This window comes from Ichthyobacterium seriolicida (assembly GCF_002369955.1).
Taxonomy (GTDB): domain Bacteria; phylum Bacteroidota; class Bacteroidia; order Flavobacteriales; family Ichthyobacteriaceae; genus Ichthyobacterium; species Ichthyobacterium seriolicida.
The window spans coordinates 1,246,801-1,265,041 of record NZ_AP014564.1 but is presented as its reverse complement, the minus strand read 5'-3'; the positions used below and the strand labels follow the sequence as shown (position 1 = coordinate 1,265,041).

Sequence of the window (18,241 nt, the reverse complement as noted above, 5' to 3'; positions counted from 1 at the left end):
ACTATAATGTCTTTTTATATGGCGTTATCATGCAGAAATCACCTGAGTTTTTTTTTCTCAGGCAGCTTTTTTTACATTTTACTTAGGTTTATTGTTTGACTTAATAATTGTATTCTGTTTTAAAACATATCATTACCGTCTTTGCCATTTATCATAAAATTAGATTTTTCCATAATATTCTTATTGATATTAGAACGGGAAGCGACTTCCATATTTTCGAATTTAGTATTTCCAGCACTGAATTTAAGCTTGATTCTACCTGTTCTACCATTTCTGTGTTTTTCTAATATAAATTCGGCTTGTCCCCTGCAAGGAGTTCCATCTTCCCACTCTTCTATTCCATAATACTCAGGTCTGTAGATAAATGAAACTATATCTGCATCTTGCTCTATAGCTCCAGATTCCCTTAAATCTGATAAAAGAGGTCGCTTGCTTCCGCCTCGTGTTTCCACAGCTCTAGACAATTGAGAAACAGCTATAATAGGTATATTCAATTCTTTGGCTATGGATTTTAAACTTCTAGAAATCATAGATATCTCTTGTTCTCTATTTCCTGTTTTAGAGCTATTGCCTATGGTCATAAGCTGTAAATAATCTATCATGACTATTTTCACACCATTTTGACGAATCAATTTTCTACACTTGGCCCTCAAATCGAATACGGAAATAGATGGAGTTTCATCTATGAATATGGGAGATATTTCCAAAGGATGGACTTTTGAGTCTAATTGTTCTATTTCATCACCCCTTAAGTTTCCCTTTATCAATTTTTCATAAGGTAATTCCGTTTCGCTAGAAACTAGACGAGTTCCTATTTGAGCTGCCGACATCTCCAAAGAAAAAATAGCCACAGGTATTTTCCAATCTACAGCCATACTCCTAGCCATGGAAACTATAAAAGATGTCTTACCCATACCAGGACGAGCGGCTACGATGATCAAATCAGAAGGTTGCCAACCAGAGGTTATGATATCTATTCCTTCAAACCCAGTGTAGCATCCGCTCATATCTCCTTTTTTCTCTTTGATATTTTTTGAAATTTGACTAACTAAAATACCTATGTCCTCTGGACCTTTTTTTGAACTGATATTGGTAACATCAAATATTTTGGATTCAGCATTATTCAGCAAATCAAAAGGGTCTATAGTGTCGTCATAAGCTTCTTTTAATACGGCGTTGGCTATGCTGATCATCTCCCTTTTGATATACTTGTCTAAAAGTATCTGACAGTGATCTTTTATATGAGCCGAAGAAAAAACAGATTGAGATAATTCTATTAAATAAAAATCACCGCCTATATCTTCTAACTCTCCAGTAGATTTGAGTTTTTCTGATACAGTGTATACGTCTATCTTTTTTGATTCATTAAATAGGGAGTATATAGATTTAAAAACCTTTTGATGACTTTCATTATAAAAGTGTTTATACTCTAACACATCTATTACATCGTCCACTCCTTTATTATCAGTCAATAGAGCTCCTATTACCCTTTTTTCTAATTCTATAGATTGGGGCGGGACTCTCCCTTTTTGCAACAGCAAAAGATCTGTTAACTTATTATTTAAATCTTTGCTAGATTTATTTTTCTGTGATGAAGAGGTAAGTGTGGACATAATTTTACTCGAAATTTGACCTTCAAAATTAAAGCATACAATTTGGTTATCACAGTATATAATATGAACTATTAATCAACACTTTTTGCATATTTTGAAAAAATAGCTTCTCATTTTTTTAACTTAAACATAATTGTCAATCTAAAGAGTGTAATATTCTAATGAATTTACATTTTGTAATTACTTGTTATCAATCAGTTATAAAAGTAGTTGGACACCAATGTAAAGGAATAAGCATTTGTTTTATTTGAAATAAAAAAAATTACTTTTGTCTGATATTTTGGCTTCTATCATTTGACTACATATGAATTATCGAGTAAAATTAGAATTCTTTGTGACTATTTTATTTGATCTATCACAGCTGGATGGTTATGGGGTTGCATTTGAAAATTATTTTCCTCTTTATAAACTGTAAAATTATTCACAAAATGAAACTATCATTATTCAATGGGATACTTCTATTTATGGCCTTATCATTTTCCTGGTTTAGGAGTTCTAGCCAAACCTGTTATTGGCAGCAGAAGGTTTCTTATGTTATGGAAATAGATATAAACACTGACGATAATACTTTTTTAGGCAAACAGCAACTCACTTATTACAACAACTCTCCAGATACTTTAAGAAAAGTGTTTTATCATTTGTATTACAATGCTTTCAAGCCTGAGAGCATGATGGATGTTAGATCTAGACTTTTGGAAGATCCCGATGAGAGAATTTCTAATAAAATCTTAGGGTTAAAAGAAGATGAAATAGGTTATCAAATGATAAACTCTTTAAAACAAGATGGAGTAAATCTAGATTATAAAGTAGAGGGAACGATATTAGAGGTAGTGTTAAACAAGCCTATATCTCCAAATTCCAGCTCTATTTTTGAGATGGAATTTAAAGCTCAAATACCCATTCAATTGAGGAGAACAGGAAGAAATAGTGCAGAAGGTGTTAAATTATCTATGACACAGTGGTATCCTAAAATGGCTGAATACGATAAAAACCGATGGAATACAGACAGTTATGTAGGCAGGGAATTTCACGGTGTATGGGGTGATTTTGACGTTAAAATAACCATTGATAAAGAATATCTTATAGGAAGCACTGGAATCCTTTTAAATCCAGAAAAGATAGGTCATGGGTACGAAAAAAAAGGCACTAAAGTAACTCGAGATAAGAGAAATACTTGGCATTTTAGAGCGACTGATGTTCACGACTTTGCATGGGCTGCAGATACCGATTACCTACACGATAAAGTACAGGTTCCAGAGGGACCATTAGTTCACTTCATATATAAAAACAATCCTAAATTTTTGGATAATTGGAAAAAGGTTCAGCCCCTTACTGTGAAATTTTTTCAAGAGATGAAAAAAGAGTTTGGCGCTTATCCCTATTCTAAGTATACAATTATACAAGGTGGTGATGGAGGAATGGAATATCCTATGTGCACTCTCATTACTGGAAATAGAAAATTTAAGAGTTTAGCCAGAGTAATAATGCACGAAGCTGCACACTCGTGGTTTCACGGTGTCTTAGCCACTGATGAAGGCAAATACGCTTGGATGGATGAAGGTTTCACTTCCTATGCTACTACTGTAATGTTAAACAGAATAATCGAGAATAAGACATCTGATAGCATTTTTGAAAAAACATTTCAATCTTATTTTGATATAGTCAAAAGTGGTAAAGAAGAGCCTTTGAGTATTCATGCAGATCATTTTTCTACTAACTACGCTTATGGAATAGGGAGTTATATAAAGGGACAGATATTTTTGGTTCAACTAAAGTACATCATAGGAAAACAAAATTTTGATAATACAATGAAAGAGTATTTCTCTAAATGGAAGTTTAAACATCCTGATTATAACGACCTTAAGAGAATAGCAGAAAAAATCTCTGATATACATTTGGGTTGGTATTTAAATTATTGGATAAATACCACACATACTATTGATTACTCTGTTAAGACAGTGCTTCCAACTAAGGAGAATACAACAGAAATAACGTTAGAAAAAATAGGAAAAATGCCTATGCCTATAGATTTAGTAGTTACATATAACGATGGGCAAAAGGAGTTGTTTTATATTCCTATAAGTATGATGAGAGGAGAAAAGCCTAATGAGACTAATATGAAAAGGACACTTTTAAAAGATTGGCCGTGGACACATCCTCTGTATACTTTTACTGTAAATACTCCTTTTAAAAATATAAAATCAGTAGTTATAGATTCTGAAAACATTATGGCAGATATAAATAGAAAAGACAATATCTTTCCTATAAAAGACGAGAAAATAACAATTAAAGGTAATTAAAACATGAAATTATTAGTGCTTGGAACAGTAGCCTACGACGCAATAGAGACTCCATTTGGAAAGACAGATAAAATACTAGGGGGTGCGGGCACATATATTGCTCTATCAGCTTCTTATTTAGATGAGTCGGTAGGTATTATTTCTATAGTCGGCAATGATTTTGAAGATGAGTGTTTAGATCTTTTGAAAGATCACAACATAGACATTAGTGGGATAGAGATAAAAAAAGATGATAAGACTTTTTTTTGGTCAGGGAGATACAGTCAGGACATGAATGTTAGGGATACTATAAATACTGAATTAAATGTGTTGAGTAATTTTTCTCCAGTTTTGAGTGATAAGGATAAAGAAGTAGATTTTCTCATGTTAGGAAATCTTCATCCCTCTACACAGTTAAGCGTACTCAAACAGTTGAATAAGAGACCAAAAATAGTGGCTTTAGATACTATGAATTTCTGGATGGATTCCGCTTTAGATGAGTTATTAAATGTTCTTAAAGAAGTGGATGTTCTAACCATAAATGATCAAGAAGCCAGGCAATTATCTGGCGAGTACTCTTTAAAATTGGCATCTCGTAAGATATTAGAGATGGGCCCTAAGGTCTTGATAATAAAAAAAGGAGAACACGGAGCGATTATGTTTGGAGAAGATAAAATGTTTTACGGACCTGCTATTCCATTAGATATAGTTAATGACCCTACAGGAGCAGGAGATTCTTTTGCAGGTGGCTTTATGGGGTATTTAGCTAAAACTGGAGATTGTAGTTTCGAAAATATGAAGAGAGCTCTTATATATGGTTCGGTTATGGCTTCTTTTTGTATTGAAGAGATGGGCACAAAGAGATTAGAATATCTCTCTAAAAAAGATATCTCAGATAGATTACAAGATTTTATAAATCTATCAAAAGTAGATATAAACTAGAGCTAATAAATATTTTAAATTAGTACCTATCCTGAAAAATTTAAACAAAAAGATGTAAAGGTGATGATTGTATTGTCTAATTTGTCAGTTAACAATCCGTAGTTTTACGAATATATTTACTATATCAATATAGATATAGTTTTTTTTAAATTGTTTATTAATGTCTTTTGTTTTTTCAATAAAATAATAATTTAGAGTTGCATATTTTATATTTTTTAGCTTGTCTTTTGTTGGGTACTAATTTAGTGGCACAGGAAAGAGATTCTGTACCCGTCAATTCGGATTTAGAGTCGGATTCATTGAGATTAGACAAATCAGATAAAGAATTAGATTCTATCCCCTCTTTTAATTTAAAAGAGGTAGTATTATATGCTGATCCTAAATTTGACTCTAATGCCGAGTTTAGAAAGTATTTAATTTTAAAAAAAAAGGTTTTAAAGGTATATCCTTATGCTAAATTAGTTTCCGATAGGGTAAAAAAGATGGAAAAACGTCTTGAAAAGATAAAATCTCCCAAAGCTAGAAACAAATATGTAGAGATAGTGAGAGAGTATTTTCAGTCAAAACTAGTTGAAGATTTAAAGAATATGACTCAGACGGAAGGACAGATTTTATGTAAACTCATATTTAGAGAATCTGGAAGCACTGTCTACGATATCGTATCAAAATTTAAGGGCGATATAACTGCATTTTTATGGAATTCCACAATATATGTTTTCAATATATCTCTCAAAAAGGAATACGATCCCTCTTCAGACAGCGAAGATACTATGATAGAATTTATACTCAAAAAAGCTTTTGCCGAAAATTATTTTGATAATGTGAGTATAATAGATGACAGGGTTATCATACAAAAATGATAGTTAAACGAAATAATATCAGTGTTTAAAGGTTTTTAATCTCGATTTTATGATTTGAATCTAAAACACTGAATGTAATATCTAAAATCTAAGATGAAAATTAGATTCCTATGTTTTATATTCTGTTTAACAAGGGTTTGTGTTGCACAAAATAGCATCACACAACAGGCTTTTGAATTATTCAATAATAGGGCTTATCACCAAGCTTCTTCTGTGTTGAAAAAGGCTTTCTTGAAAGAGAAAGACACCCATATAAAAAATAAAATACTTTACACTATAGGTCTGTGTTACTTTCACAATGGCAATTATATGGAAGCCATTGGAATTTTTCAAAGGTTAATCTCATCGGGAGTTAATGATTTAGATATAAGAAAAAGTTATGCTAAAGCTCTGCTAAGAGTAGGCAATGTAGATTCTGCTAAAGATATTGTTCAAGGTTTAGACACAAGCGATGCAAAATCAGATAAAGAAGAGATAAAGAGGCTGTCTCTCTCTATAGATTTGATTTTAGAGCAAAAGGGTAAAGCTCCAAAATATACAGTTGAAAAAATTGCGGAGTTAAATTCTGATTATTCGGATTTTGCTCCTCATTTGATAAATGATAGAGAATTATTTTTTAGTTCTTCTAGGTTAAATTCCATAGGGAATAAAGTAGATCAAAGAGAGGGCAATAGTTATTCGGATATTTATATGAGCAGAAGAGGAAGAGATGATAACTCTATATGGACCATCCCCGTCTCCATAGGGGATAATATAAACACTGAATTTCACGAAGGTGTCACGAGTTGGAACCAGGAGACTAAAACTATTTATTATACCGAGTGTGTTCCTTATGAAGAAAATGACAAGTGTGGTATCTATTCTAGAGTTTATAACGATGGCATTTGGAGTGAAAAAAAGTTGGTGTTCTCTCCAGATTCGGTTTGGGTCGCGGGGCATCCTACTATTTCAAAAGATGGTAAAACACTTTATTTTTCATCAGATACAAAAGGATCCATAGGAGGCAAGGATATTTTCAAAATCACTCATGACCCTTTAACTGACGAATGGGGTAACGTCAGAAATTTAGGAGGATTAATCAATACGGATAAAGATGAATACTATCCATCGGTAGATAAGAACGGAGATTTGTATTTCTCTTCGGATGGAAGACCTGGATTTGGTGGCTTTGACATATACAAAGCCGTGCTTACAAACGATGTTTTTACAGAAGTAGAACATTTAGAATCTAATATAAATTCATCTGCAGATGATTTTTCCATAACTTTTTCAAAGGACAATACATGGGGATTTTTTGCTTCTAATAGAGAAGGTGCTGACAATATATACAAATACATTCCTTTACCCAAGTTTCACCTCCTAAAAGGATTAGTTTTAGATAAAAAAACTGGAGAGGTCTTAGATAATGTGAAAGTAAAATTAGAGGAACTCTATGGAGATGTAAATTTTTCTATGACAGATATAAAGGGAGTTTACAACTTTAATAAGGAAATTGTAAAGGCACAAACTAATTATAAACTCACCTTTGAAGCAGATAATTACTTGACAAAAACTTGGAGTTTTTCAACTTTAGGAATTAGTGATTTGGAATTTAATTTATTGGGAAATGAATACGTACATTCTACAGATATAAATATATTTTTAGATCCTATAAATAGACCTATAGTATTACCCCGTATAGAATACGATTTCAACAGTTCTGAATTGAGAGAAGATTCTAAGAGAGAATTAAATTCTCTAGTGGATGTTTTAATGGAAAATCACCTATTAGTAATAGAATTACGATCTCATACTGATCATATTGGATCTCATGAAGATAATATTAGATTATCAGATCAAAGGGCTAAAAAGTGTGTAGAATATTTAGTTTCCAAAGGTGTGGAGAAAAGAAGGTTGAGTTATAAGGGTATGGGTGAGACAGAACCCTTTGTAATACCTAAAAATAATGAAAGTTCATTTGATTATAAAACTGTTTTAACAGAAGATTTTATAAAAAAACTAGACAGAGAAAAGGAGCAAGAGGCACGTCAGTACAATAGGAGAACTGATTTTAAGGTTTTGGGAAAAATAAGGATAGAAGATTTATCGACTTATGATAAAGACAACACAGCCACAGCTGCTTTTGCTATAGATACTGTAAAGATCGATACATCTGAGGTAGAGTTTAAAGAAAAGCCTGAAGATATTTTATATTACACTTTAAGTAGTGAAGAGGAGAATTTAAGATCTGTTGCAGATAAATTCAATATTTCTGTTGCAGAGCTAAAAAAATTAAATGGCGGGCTGAGTGCTCTCAGGACTTTTGTAGGGTTAAAATTAAAAGTTAGTCTGACGGCTGATTATACAGACTTTGATGAGAAAAATTATAGGCTACAGCGTAGAGATATATCTTGGCAGAGGATATCTGTAAGTTTAAATATCACCGAAGATAAACTCAGAAATCTAAATCCAGACATAGAAGATAAAGATTTAAAAAATGGGCTGTTAATAAAGATCAAAGAGTAGTTAGATATTTCTATTTATTTGAGAAACTATCGACACTATCCCTTAAAGTATGTAAAGACACATGGGAAGAGTACATCTACAGAATGTTAGTTAGGACCAAGCAACCTGGCATCAAAGTTAGTTTCCAAAACAAACAGAAATTTTGGGAAAATAGAACCATTAGACCAGACCTAATCATAGTACATCAACAAGGCGGAAAGTCTGAGACCTATGTGGTTGATACTAAGTGGAAGGTATTAGATGCTAGTAATCCAAAACCTAGCGATGATGATTTAAAACAAATGTATGCCTACAACCTTTATTGGGGTGCAAATAAAAGTATGTTGTTATACCCAAACTCCGTAAATATTGAGGAAATCTTTGGTAGATATTGGAAAGGGAGGACAAACCCAGATGAAAACCAATGTAAAATAGGGTTTGTCAACGTTCTGAATGATTCAAATTCCTTGAATATGAATATCGGGTCAGATGTGCTACACAAATTGATAGAGAATTATAATAACTAAACAATGGGTAAAATAGTCACTAAAATTAATTGTAAAAATGTTGCTCCACTATCTGAATTAAGCGGAACTATTAATTCTGGTTCTATGAAGATTGGAGTATTCGCAAATAATGGCAGCGGAAAAACATTTCTTAGCAGGCTCTTTAGATTGACTGAGCAAATTAAAACAGCCGAATTAGGTGAAGATGATCACTCTCAAACAGATAAAATTATTTCAATAGGTTCAAACAGTTCCCAGTTTTCATTCTCTATTACGAATAACAAAGGTGAAACCGTTGAAGATTTTTCAATTGAATTAAAAAGAGGAGAGAAACCTGAAATCTCAAATACTAACTACTTGTACCATACTTTTAATCAAGACTACGTAGAGCAGAATATCAGTTCTAAAGATTTTGATAAAGATGGACAGATTGATGGGTTTATACTGGGGGAAGCTAATATCAATCTTCATGATGAAGAGGAAAAGTTAAATGCAATTGAGAAAGAAAGTAACGCAATTGCTGATGAACTTAGGAATAGTATTAGCAGTTATATTTCCGAAAAAATAGCCCCAATAAAGGATATTACGCGGCTTACAGAGTATCGAATACTTAATTACGATACTATTCTCAAAGAATTTAATTCAGACAGTCACAAGGTAGAGAAATCGTTTGATGAATATAAAATTGATTACGATAAAATTAAATCTGTTCCAGATACCCTCGAAAACATCGATATGGTTGACGAAATGAAGATTGATGTCGATTTAATTAAGACTATAGTTCAAAAAAATTCTGAAGAATTCTCACTCAGTACTCTTGCAGAGGATTTTAAACTAAAATTAAAAGGAAAACAAGGCTTTATTGAAGGCGGTATGAAATTGCTTAACGACCCTGATTCCAACAAAAGGTGTCCATTTTGCGAACAAGACCTGGAAAGCGAAGCATTAAAATTAATTGATGACTATACAACGTATTTAAACGATAGCGAGGCAAAAACTATTAAAATGTTCTCCCAATACAATGAGCAATTGACTGAATACATTAATACTCTTACAAATATTGAGAACGAGAACAATAAGCGGATTTTAAAATTTAATAATTATAAGGAGAAATATATACCATCAATGGAAGAAGTTTCTCTTGAATCTTTCAAAAATTCATCTCTTTTGGACTTAATGGGTGTGTTGATTGAGAATAACAAGAAGAAAATATCGGGAATTAATAAACCTGTGATAGTTGAGAATGAATATTTAACCAAACTGAAAGAGGAATTGTTAAAATTAAATGGCGTTATCAAGGATAACAATGAGAAAATCACAACTATAAATAAGAAGAAGGATGAAATAGGTAAAGAGAGTAAGGATACTAGAAAAAATATGTGTAAGAGTGCCTTCCGTGAATTGGCTAGTACTCATAAGGAGAGTTTGGAGAATGTACTGAAATTGAAGAACGATTGGACTAAGTTGAATTCAGAAATAACCAAAAACAAAGAGAAGCAAAAGATCAGTAAGCGAACCCAGGTTGCAGATACAATCCGCACAGTATTGAAGTGTTTTTTCGCAGATAAATATCAGCTTGACGAAAATACTTTTAGACTCATTTTCAATAAAAACCTACTTGAAAAGAACCAAGCAAAGGATGTTTTGAGCGAAGGCGAGAAAAACATAGTTGCATTTGCTTACTATATGGGAGACTCCCACTTGAAGATATCTAAGGAGGATGAGTATAAGAATTTGTTTTTGATAATTGATGACCCGATATCAAGTATGGATTTCTATCACGTTTACAAATTATGCGAGGTTATTCGTAATGTAAAAAAGTTTCTGGATAAAATCAACCATGAACGTTTTATTATTTTTACTCACAATAATGATTTTATGCGAATTTTAATTACTAGTAAAATCATTGATAAAAAGCTTTTACTTCGAAATAATAAGCTTAAGGATTTTAATTCAAGCTTAACAGTGCCATATATTCATCATCTGATGGACGTTTACTCAATAGCAAGTAAGAAATCTTTGCCAACACACACTACTGGTAACTCAATTCGTCACATAATAGAAACACTGACGAGATTTGACAAGGTTGATATTTCGGATGAAAGTATAGCTAATTATATCAATGATAATTTGCCAAAAGATAAAAAATCATACACTTTGATTAATGATTTGTCTCATGGTGGTTGGAGAACTGAACAAGCCCCCATTACTGAGGAAGATTATGTTGAAGTTTGCAAGACAATAACCGAACATATCAATTCTCAGTTCCCTGGTCAAATAGAGTATTGTAAAAAGAAAATTGAAGAAAATTAATTCATTTCAGATTTAAGAAGTAAAAACAGTATACGAATACTTAATAGCTTATTCATCCGCAAAGTCTGTAATCGAAAACGTGGATAATTTTGGTGCTGAAGTAGCAAAAAAACTTTTAAATCAAATGGAATCGCTTGAAAAAGAAGATGTCATTGACTGGGAGATTGTTTGTGGAAAGTTGGGAAGAAATGATGTCTTCGCAGTGATGGATAGACTCAAGGATGAGATGAGATACGATGAAGAGACACTATCCCTTAAAGTGTATAAATAAGAAATGACATATTTTGACACTATCCCTTAAAGTGTGTAAATAAAAAATGACATATTTTTTTGTTTTTATTCATAGTCGAAATTTTTCGTTAAAAATAGTTAAAAATTGATTCGACTAAATCGGTCTCAAAAGCATCGAAAAAGATTCCAATAACTACACTAGAAACCTCTTAAATCCCAATAAATTTAAAGGATTCAAGTGATTTTATTAATCGAACTCAGGTTACGAGGGCTTTGCCATAAATCAAAGTACAATAGAAAGATAGAACGCAACCATCATCTTGAAAGGCACAAGAATATAATGCGTAATAGGCTCAAGAGTAATGAAGGTCAAAATAGACGTAAAAAAAGAACATCAGATGTAGAACCCGTCTTCGGACATATCAAATCAAACCGAAACTTCAAGAGATTTACACATAAAGGGATTAAAAAAGCAGAATTAGAATTTGGATTACATGCTTTGGCTCACAATCTTCGAAAAAAGGTCTCATAAAAAGGACCTTCCTTTTAAAAGGAAAGTAAAATGTAGTACTAAATACCAAAAATTAAAAAACCGCTTCATTTCATTAATGAGACGGTTTCTTTTTTTTGTTTTATCTGATTTACTTACTGCGTTCAAATCACTTTATTGCATTTCCTCTATTGGATTAAATTTTGGATTATTTTTTTAAACTCATTACCATTTAATGACCATTCTATTGTATCTTCTTTAAAACCTTCTCTCTCATAAGGAGTAATTTTAATATTAACTGACAAATTCGTTGTATTTAAAAAATATTCCGTTTTCGTTTTCCCCGTTCTATTTATCATTATACCATTATCTAATGGATTTAATGAAATAATTTTTGAAAGTGAATATTCAATAGATTCAGCTCTACCAGAGAAAATTAATCTTTTACTAGTTAATGTTAAAATTCCACTATCTAATTGGGTTACTTTTTGTTCTACACCACCTTCAAACTGTCCAAAATTATATGATACTCCTTTCGTTAACCTAATTGAAAAACCTCGAGTATTACCTTTTATTTTCACACTTTTTTCCTCACAATATGAAATACCTGGAATATCAAAAATTAAAACTTCTCCTTTCTTTAATAATACATTACTATTAAATGAACTTGAATGTTTACCTTCAATAAATGATGCAATTAAATTATTATAACTTATTTCAAGAACATCATCAGGAATAATATTATGCTTTTTTCCTCTTAAAAAATCAAATAAACCCATAATTTCTTTTTCAAGAACATCATCAGTAACAACATTATACTTTCTTAAAAAATCGAATAAACCCATATTTTTTTTCAAACTTCCAAATTAAAGACACTATCGCGTAAAGTGTGTAACTAAAAAATGACATATTTTTTTGTTTTTATTCATAGTCGAAATTTTTCGTCAAAAATAGTTAAAAATTGATTCAGGATTATTCCCCAATTCAGTATGGGTTTGGACCATTTTTTTGTAGCCTCCCTCAGAGCTAAAAAAGTAGATTTCATAACAGCATCATCAGTTGGGAATGACAATTTGTTTTTGGTATACTTCCTGATTTTTCCATTGAGGTTTTCAATCAAGTTGGTCGTGTAAATAGACACTATTACAAACTATGTAAATATATCATCAGAGTTATAATTTTATCATGATTAATTTTAAGGACTCTCCCTATATCTTTTGGATTTCTATTAAAGTAATCTTCTAAGTTTTTCCCCGAATTACCCAATACTTTATCATCGACTGTAACTTTTTTATCCCCTTGCATTTCAAATATTTCTGTTTTTAAATTATCTATTGTTTTCTCTAAGTTTTTTTCTGTTTTCACCGTGAAATTTTTATCAAAAATCACAACAGAATCATTTTTAAATACTTTTAAACTTAATTTTCTTTTTGTACCTCTTAATTTTCGGTTTTCTTTTGCTTTATAACCATTAAAACCCCAATCGGGACCGTTATGTATTTTATGGATATCATCTGTAAATATTGCCCATAAGGGTTTGTTAATATAGTCATTTACCTCGATAAATTTGCCTTTTACTACGCTATTTGAATTCTCTACAAAATTCTCTGCGGAATCTATGGAATAACTATCTGTGACTTCTTTTTTGCCTATTATTCTTCTTGATGAATAATTATTATGGGGCAGGAAAACTATATGCAGCCTGTTTTTATAATAGGTGCCTATATTTCTACTGAGATAAAAAAAAGATCCAATTGTTTTTATTCCATCTACAGCTTTTATTTCTACTGTTAGACTGTCTTGTCTATTAAAATCTAGATTTAATAATACAAAGCTCAAATGATAAAAATATTCAGGTTCTTCTAATGCACATCCTATCCCTATTGGTTCTTCACGATTTGGGATTTTATGATTATCGGCGCAACTCTTGGCAACAAAAGCAATTATAAACATTATGAGTACAACACTTATTGACTTTATTAAGTATTTCATTTTCTTGCATTTTTATAAAATATAACCACTATCAGGCTCGTTAAAATAATAGTAACTTAATTAACAGCCAATATCATCTTTATTCTCTTGAACTAAAATAGACAAAATAATTTCAATATAGCCTTAATAAAAAATAAGGCATTGATGACTAGATGGCACTTTGGATATGCTTTTTTTAGAAATAAATTGAATCCTTAAAGAGAGATAACACCTTATCTTTTTCAGATATAATTAAATCTTCATTATTTAATTTGTTATTTTCTAAATTCCAATCTATAGAAAGATCAGAATCGTTCCATATTATTCCTCTTTCGTTTTGAGGTTGATAAAAATCAGTGCATTTATACAATACTTCTGTATCGTCTTGTAATGACAAAAAACCATGAGCAAAATATTCGGGAATATATAACATTCTGTTATTTTCTTTGGATAGTAAAAATTTATAGTGTTTCCCAAAAAAGGGACTGCTTTTTTTCATGTTCACGACGACATCTAATATAGATCCTCTCATGACTTTGATTAATTTTCCTTGAGGATTAGGACATTGAAAATGCAATCCTCTCAAAACCCCTCTTTTAGATTTTGAATAGTTGTCCTGGACAAAGTCTACTTCTAGACCTATATCTTTTAATTTTTTCTTATTGTAAATTTCTGTAAACAAGCCTCTATCATCTCTAAATACATGGGAATGTTCTAACAGAATCAAACCGTCATTATTTGTAATTGTCATTTTATAATTTTAAACCTAATGTCAAAGTTTTTTGGGAACGTCTTTTTTTGAACAAAAATATTTAATTTAGCGGACTGAAATGGACGTTAATAACGAGATAACTTTACTATGAAGATAATTATCTCTCCAGCTAAAAGCATGGATTCAGAGACTTCTGTGCCTATAAAAAAGTTTTCAAATATTTTCTTCGAAAAAGAATCATCAGTCCTAAATTCTATACTCAAAAAAAAATCTGTCGATGATTTATCTAGTTTGATGAATATTTCCAAAGAATTAGCAGAGTTAAATTGGGATCGTAATCACAGTTGGGAATTTCCATTTTCTCAAGAAACACATAGACAGGCTATATATACTTTTAACGGTCCTGTTTTTAAAAGCATCAACCCATATCAATTAGAATCCATTGATTATTTACAAGAAAATTTATTGATACTATCTGGATTATATGGCATTTTAAAACCTTTGGATTTGATTCATCCATATAGATTGGAGATGGGCACTAAACTTTCAGGAGAAAACTTTAAAAATCTATACGATTTTTGGCAAGAAAAAGTTTCGTGTTTTATAAAAGATCTAACTCATAAAGAAGAAATAATCCTCAATTTAGCGAGTGAAGAGTACTTCAAAGTAATAAATAGTAAAATTTTGTCGAGAAAAATTATCACACCAATATTCAAAGAATTAAAGAACGGAAAATTAAAAACCATCCCAATATATTCTAAGATGGCCAGAGGATTTATGGTCAGATTCGCATGGGAAAACCAAATAAAAGATATAGAACAAATAAAGTTGTTTAAAACAGATGGATATACTTTTGATGAAAATTTATCCAACGATAGGAAAATTGTCTTTATCCGATGATAATATTTAGGTTCTTGTGGAGAATTTGGTATTGGATAGTTACAATTACTGTTACAATCTTTACTGCTCCTTTCTGTTTTATATCTCTATTTTATCCTCCTTTGTTAGCTAGAACAGCCAGAGGCTGGGCCCGCCTAATATTGATGTTAATGGGATTTATAATGAGAAAACATGGCGCTTTCCCAAAGGATGACCAACCGTATATAATAGTTTCTAATCATTCATCAGAATTGGATATATACATGATTCTATTGCTAAATCCTAAACAGACTCTATTTATAGCAAAAGCAGAATTAGGGAAACTGCCCATATTTGGGATATTGGCAAAACGCACAATGATTTTAGTAGATAGAAAAAAATTGCACAGCCGAAAAAAAAGCTATATGAAATCCATGGAAACTATTAAGAATGGAAAATCCATATGCATATTTCCAGAGGGACATATCCCAGATGATTATGACCTCCTTTTAGATAGATTCAAAGATGGAGCTTTTAGTCTTTCGGTAGAGACGAACTCTATGATAGTTCCAGTTGTATTTCCCGATAATAAAAAGAAGTTCCCCTTTATATGGTCAAAGGGATCCCCTGGAATTTTAAATGCACACATTTACGAACCTAGAACAGGATCAGACAGAACGGAATTAAAAAACGATATATTCTGCCTTATAAAAGGAGAATTAGAACGATTACAACCTAAATAGGAAACTAATGAAAGTAAGTATTGACAAAATAGATAAGCTAGCCAAGCTAGCAAAATTGCATTTTAATGAAGAGGAGAAACAAATCATGTTAGATAATCTGAATAATATGGTGTCGTTCATAGATTGTTTAAATGAGGTAAACACTGATAACGTCGAACCTTTAGTATATATAAATCAAAATACTAATGTTTTTAGAGAGGATAGTCCAAGAGATTGGATAAATCAAGAAGAAGCTCTAAAAAATGCCCCTGAAAAAGACGGTAATTACTTTAGGTTACCAAAATTTATGTAATAAATGATAAATAGAATTTTTAATATAAAATATTAACTTTGCGCGCCTTAAGCGAAAAAAAATAAAAAAATGGCAGATAATATCGGAAAGATAACACAAATAATAGGTCCCGTTGTAGATGTTAGTTTTGAAACAAGTCAAAACGGACTGCCTAAAATCTACGACGCCCTTGAAATAACAAAGGACAATGGAGACAAGGTAATCTTAGAGGTTCAGCAACATATAGGTGAAAATACTGTTAGGTGCATTTCTATGGAATCTACAGATGGATTCAGCAGAGGACAGAGTGTTCTATCTACAGGAGCGCCGATTAAAATGCCTATAGGCGAAGAGGTAAACGGCCGTCTATTTAATGTTGTGGGTGATGCCATAGATGGGTTAGGTGATATCAAAAAAGACAATGGCTTACCTATACATAGACCAGCTCCTAAGTTTGAAGATCTCTCTACTGCCTCTGAAGTTCTGTATACTGGTATTAAAGTTATAGATCTGATAGAGCCTTATGCAAAGGGAGGAAAAATAGGTCTTTTTGGGGGAGCAGGTGTAGGAAAGACAGTTCTTATTCAAGAACTTATAAATAATATAGCAAAAGGACACGGTGGACTTTCCGTTTTCGCTGGTGTTGGAGAAAGGACTCGTGAAGGTAATGATCTTATGAGAGAGATGATAGAGTCTGGAATTGTGAAATATGGAGAAGAATTTGATAAATCTCTAAAAGAAGGAGACTGGGATCTATCCAAAGTAGATAAGGAACTCTTAAAAGAATCTAAGTCTGCTTTTGTATTTGGTCAGATGAATGAACCTCCAGGAGCGAGAGCTCGTGTGGCTCTATCTGGTCTTACTTTAGCCGAATATTACAGGGATGGTACCCTCGACGATGGTCAACAAGGTAGAAATGTACTGTTTTTCATAGATAATATATTTAGGTTCACTCAAGCGGGATCTGAGGTATCTGCCCTGTTGGGACGTATGCCTTCAGCTGTTGGATATCAGCCTACATTGGCTACGGAAATGGGTGCTATGCAAGAGAGGATAACATCCACAAAAAAGGGATCTATAACGTCTGTTCAAGCTGTATATGTTCCTGCTGACGATTTGACAGACCCAGCGCCAGCCACTACTTTCTCTCATCTAGATGCCACTACAGTACTATCGCGTAAAGTTGCCGAATTAGGAATCTACCCAGCTGTGGATCCATTGGATTCTACCTCTAGAATACTAAATGAAGAAACTGTAGGAAAGGAACATTATGAGTGTGCTCAAAGAGTGAAAAAGATCTTACAAAGACTAAAAGAGTTACAAGATATAATAGCTATCCTAGGAATGGATGAATTATCTGAAGAAGATAAATTAGTAGTTCATAGAGCCAGGAGAGTACAGAGATTTTTATCTCAGCCATTCCACGTAGCAGAACAATTCACAGGTTTAAAAGGGGCATTGGTAGATATAAAAGATACCATCAAAGGCTTTAATATGATTTTAGATGGGGAAATGGATAAATATCCTGAATCAGCTTTTAATTTAGTTGGAACCATTCAAGAAGCTATAGAAAAAGGAGAAAAGCTATTAAATGAACAATAGGAAATGCATATAGATATTGTTACACTTGATAAGATTATTTTCAGTGGGGAGGTTTGGTCTGTTACTGTGCCTGGGTCTAAAGGGATGTTTCAAATTTTGAAAAATCACGCTCCTATTATTTCTACTCTCGAAAAGGGGATTATAAAACTCATAGCTGATAAAGACAAAATCAAAAAGATCTCAAAAGGAGATATAGAGACTTATAATGAGGAAAATGGCTCCTTTATTTTGAAAATAAACAAAGGTGTTGTAGATGTAAACAATAATAAAATAACAGTTTTACTCAACTAATAATTTATTATAACTTCTGTTTACAGACAAATCAATTGACTATTTTATTTGGCCCACTAATAATTTAGTGGGAAC

General features: G+C 31.9%; 16 protein-coding genes and 2 pseudogenes. 13 read left to right on the top strand and 5 right to left on the bottom strand.

Features of this window, described 5'->3' with window-relative positions; genetic code table 11:
• Positions 1-119 precede the first annotated feature (119 nt).
• Complete coding sequence (gene dnaB, locus JBKA6_RS04910) at positions 120-1,613, bottom strand: replicative DNA helicase (RefSeq protein ID WP_096686431.1); 1,494 nt, start codon at positions 1,611-1,613, stop codon at positions 120-122.
• A 428-nt stretch (positions 1,614-2,041) separates the two neighbouring features.
• On the opposite strand from dnaB, the gene JBKA6_RS04905 reads away from it, so the two are divergent.
• The 8 genes and pseudogenes from JBKA6_RS04905 (at position 2,042) to JBKA6_RS04870 (ending at position 11,760) form a co-directional block, all read left to right on the top strand.
• The gene (locus tag JBKA6_RS04905; protein ID WP_096686429.1) at positions 2,042-3,913 is read left to right on the top strand and encodes a M1 family metallopeptidase; all 1,872 of its coding nucleotides are present in this window, start codon (positions 2,042-2,044) and stop codon (positions 3,911-3,913) included.
• 3 nt (positions 3,914-3,916) lie between these two features.
• On the top strand, positions 3,917-4,834 hold the full coding sequence (locus tag JBKA6_RS04900) for a PfkB family carbohydrate kinase (RefSeq protein ID WP_096686427.1): 918 nt from the start codon (positions 3,917-3,919) through the stop codon (positions 4,832-4,834).
• Positions 4,835-5,079: 245 nt separating this feature from the next.
• Positions 5,080-5,694 carry a DUF4294 domain-containing protein gene (locus JBKA6_RS04895; protein ID WP_157776953.1) on the top strand — a complete coding sequence of 205 codons (615 nt, stop codon included), beginning with the start codon at positions 5,080-5,082 and terminating at the stop codon, positions 5,692-5,694.
• 93 nt (positions 5,695-5,787) lie between these two features.
• Positions 5,788-8,199 carry an OmpA family protein gene (locus JBKA6_RS04890; RefSeq protein WP_096686423.1) on the top strand — a complete coding sequence of 804 codons (2,412 nt, stop codon included), beginning with the start codon at positions 5,788-5,790 and terminating at the stop codon, positions 8,197-8,199.
• Between the two features lie 68 nt (positions 8,200-8,267).
• Positions 8,268-8,705: pseudogene (locus JBKA6_RS04885) on the top strand (5-methylcytosine restriction system specificity protein McrC); the annotation flags it as partial.
• Between the two features lie 3 nt (positions 8,706-8,708).
• Positions 8,709-10,997, top strand: coding sequence for an AAA family ATPase (locus tag JBKA6_RS04880; protein WP_096686419.1), 2,289 nt, complete (start codon positions 8,709-8,711; stop codon positions 10,995-10,997).
• A 79-nt stretch (positions 10,998-11,076) separates the two neighbouring features.
• Positions 11,077-11,268 carry a hypothetical protein gene (locus tag JBKA6_RS04875; protein ID WP_096686417.1) on the top strand — a complete coding sequence of 64 codons (192 nt, stop codon included), beginning with the start codon at positions 11,077-11,079 and terminating at the stop codon, positions 11,266-11,268.
• Between the two features lie 198 nt (positions 11,269-11,466).
• Positions 11,467-11,760: a transposase gene (locus JBKA6_RS04870; protein ID WP_231952038.1), complete on the top strand. Its 294-nt coding sequence runs from the start codon at positions 11,467-11,469 to the stop codon at positions 11,758-11,760.
• A 146-nt stretch (positions 11,761-11,906) separates the two neighbouring features.
• Here the strand turns inward: JBKA6_RS04870 and JBKA6_RS04865 are convergent, their stop codons facing one another.
• From JBKA6_RS04865 to rfbC, 4 genes and pseudogenes are all read right to left on the bottom strand, one after another.
• On the bottom strand, positions 11,907-12,563 hold the full coding sequence (locus JBKA6_RS04865; RefSeq protein WP_096686409.1) for a hypothetical protein: 657 nt from the start codon (positions 12,561-12,563) through the stop codon (positions 11,907-11,909).
• A gap of 80 nt (positions 12,564-12,643) precedes the next feature.
• Positions 12,644-12,853, bottom strand: a pseudogene (locus tag JBKA6_RS04860) (transposase); the annotation flags it as partial.
• Positions 12,854-12,861: 8 nt separating this feature from the next.
• A complete protein-coding gene (gene dptG / locus JBKA6_RS04855) occupies positions 12,862-13,710 on the bottom strand; it encodes a DNA phosphorothioation-dependent restriction protein DptG (protein ID WP_096686405.1) in 849 nt (282 codons plus the stop codon).
• Positions 13,711-13,885: 175 nt separating this feature from the next.
• Positions 13,886-14,440, bottom strand: a complete 555-nt coding sequence (rfbC, locus tag JBKA6_RS04850; RefSeq protein WP_096686403.1) for a dTDP-4-dehydrorhamnose 3,5-epimerase — start codon at positions 14,438-14,440, stop codon at positions 13,886-13,888.
• Positions 14,441-14,548: 108 nt separating this feature from the next.
• On the opposite strand from rfbC, the gene yaaA reads away from it, so the two are divergent.
• The 5 genes from yaaA to JBKA6_RS04825 all read left to right on the top strand — a co-directional run bounded on the left by yaaA (position 14,549) and on the right by JBKA6_RS04825 (position 18,166).
• Positions 14,549-15,301, top strand: a complete 753-nt coding sequence (gene yaaA, locus JBKA6_RS04845; RefSeq protein WP_096686401.1) for a peroxide stress protein YaaA — start codon at positions 14,549-14,551, stop codon at positions 15,299-15,301.
• A complete protein-coding gene (locus JBKA6_RS04840) occupies positions 15,298-16,002 on the top strand; it encodes a lysophospholipid acyltransferase family protein (RefSeq protein WP_096686399.1) in 705 nt (234 codons plus the stop codon). Before yaaA ends, JBKA6_RS04840 begins: the two co-directional genes overlap by 4 nt.
• Positions 16,003-16,009: 7 nt before the next feature.
• Positions 16,010-16,294, top strand: coding sequence for an Asp-tRNA(Asn)/Glu-tRNA(Gln) amidotransferase subunit GatC (gene gatC, locus JBKA6_RS04835; protein ID WP_096686397.1), 285 nt, complete (start codon positions 16,010-16,012; stop codon positions 16,292-16,294).
• A 69-nt stretch (positions 16,295-16,363) separates the two neighbouring features.
• The gene (gene atpD / locus JBKA6_RS04830) at positions 16,364-17,875 is read left to right on the top strand and encodes a F0F1 ATP synthase subunit beta (protein ID WP_096686395.1); all 1,512 of its coding nucleotides are present in this window, start codon (positions 16,364-16,366) and stop codon (positions 17,873-17,875) included.
• A 3-nt stretch (positions 17,876-17,878) separates the two neighbouring features.
• The gene (locus JBKA6_RS04825) at positions 17,879-18,166 is read left to right on the top strand and encodes a F0F1 ATP synthase subunit epsilon (RefSeq protein ID WP_096686393.1); all 288 of its coding nucleotides are present in this window, start codon (positions 17,879-17,881) and stop codon (positions 18,164-18,166) included.
• Positions 18,167-18,241 lie beyond the last annotated feature (75 nt).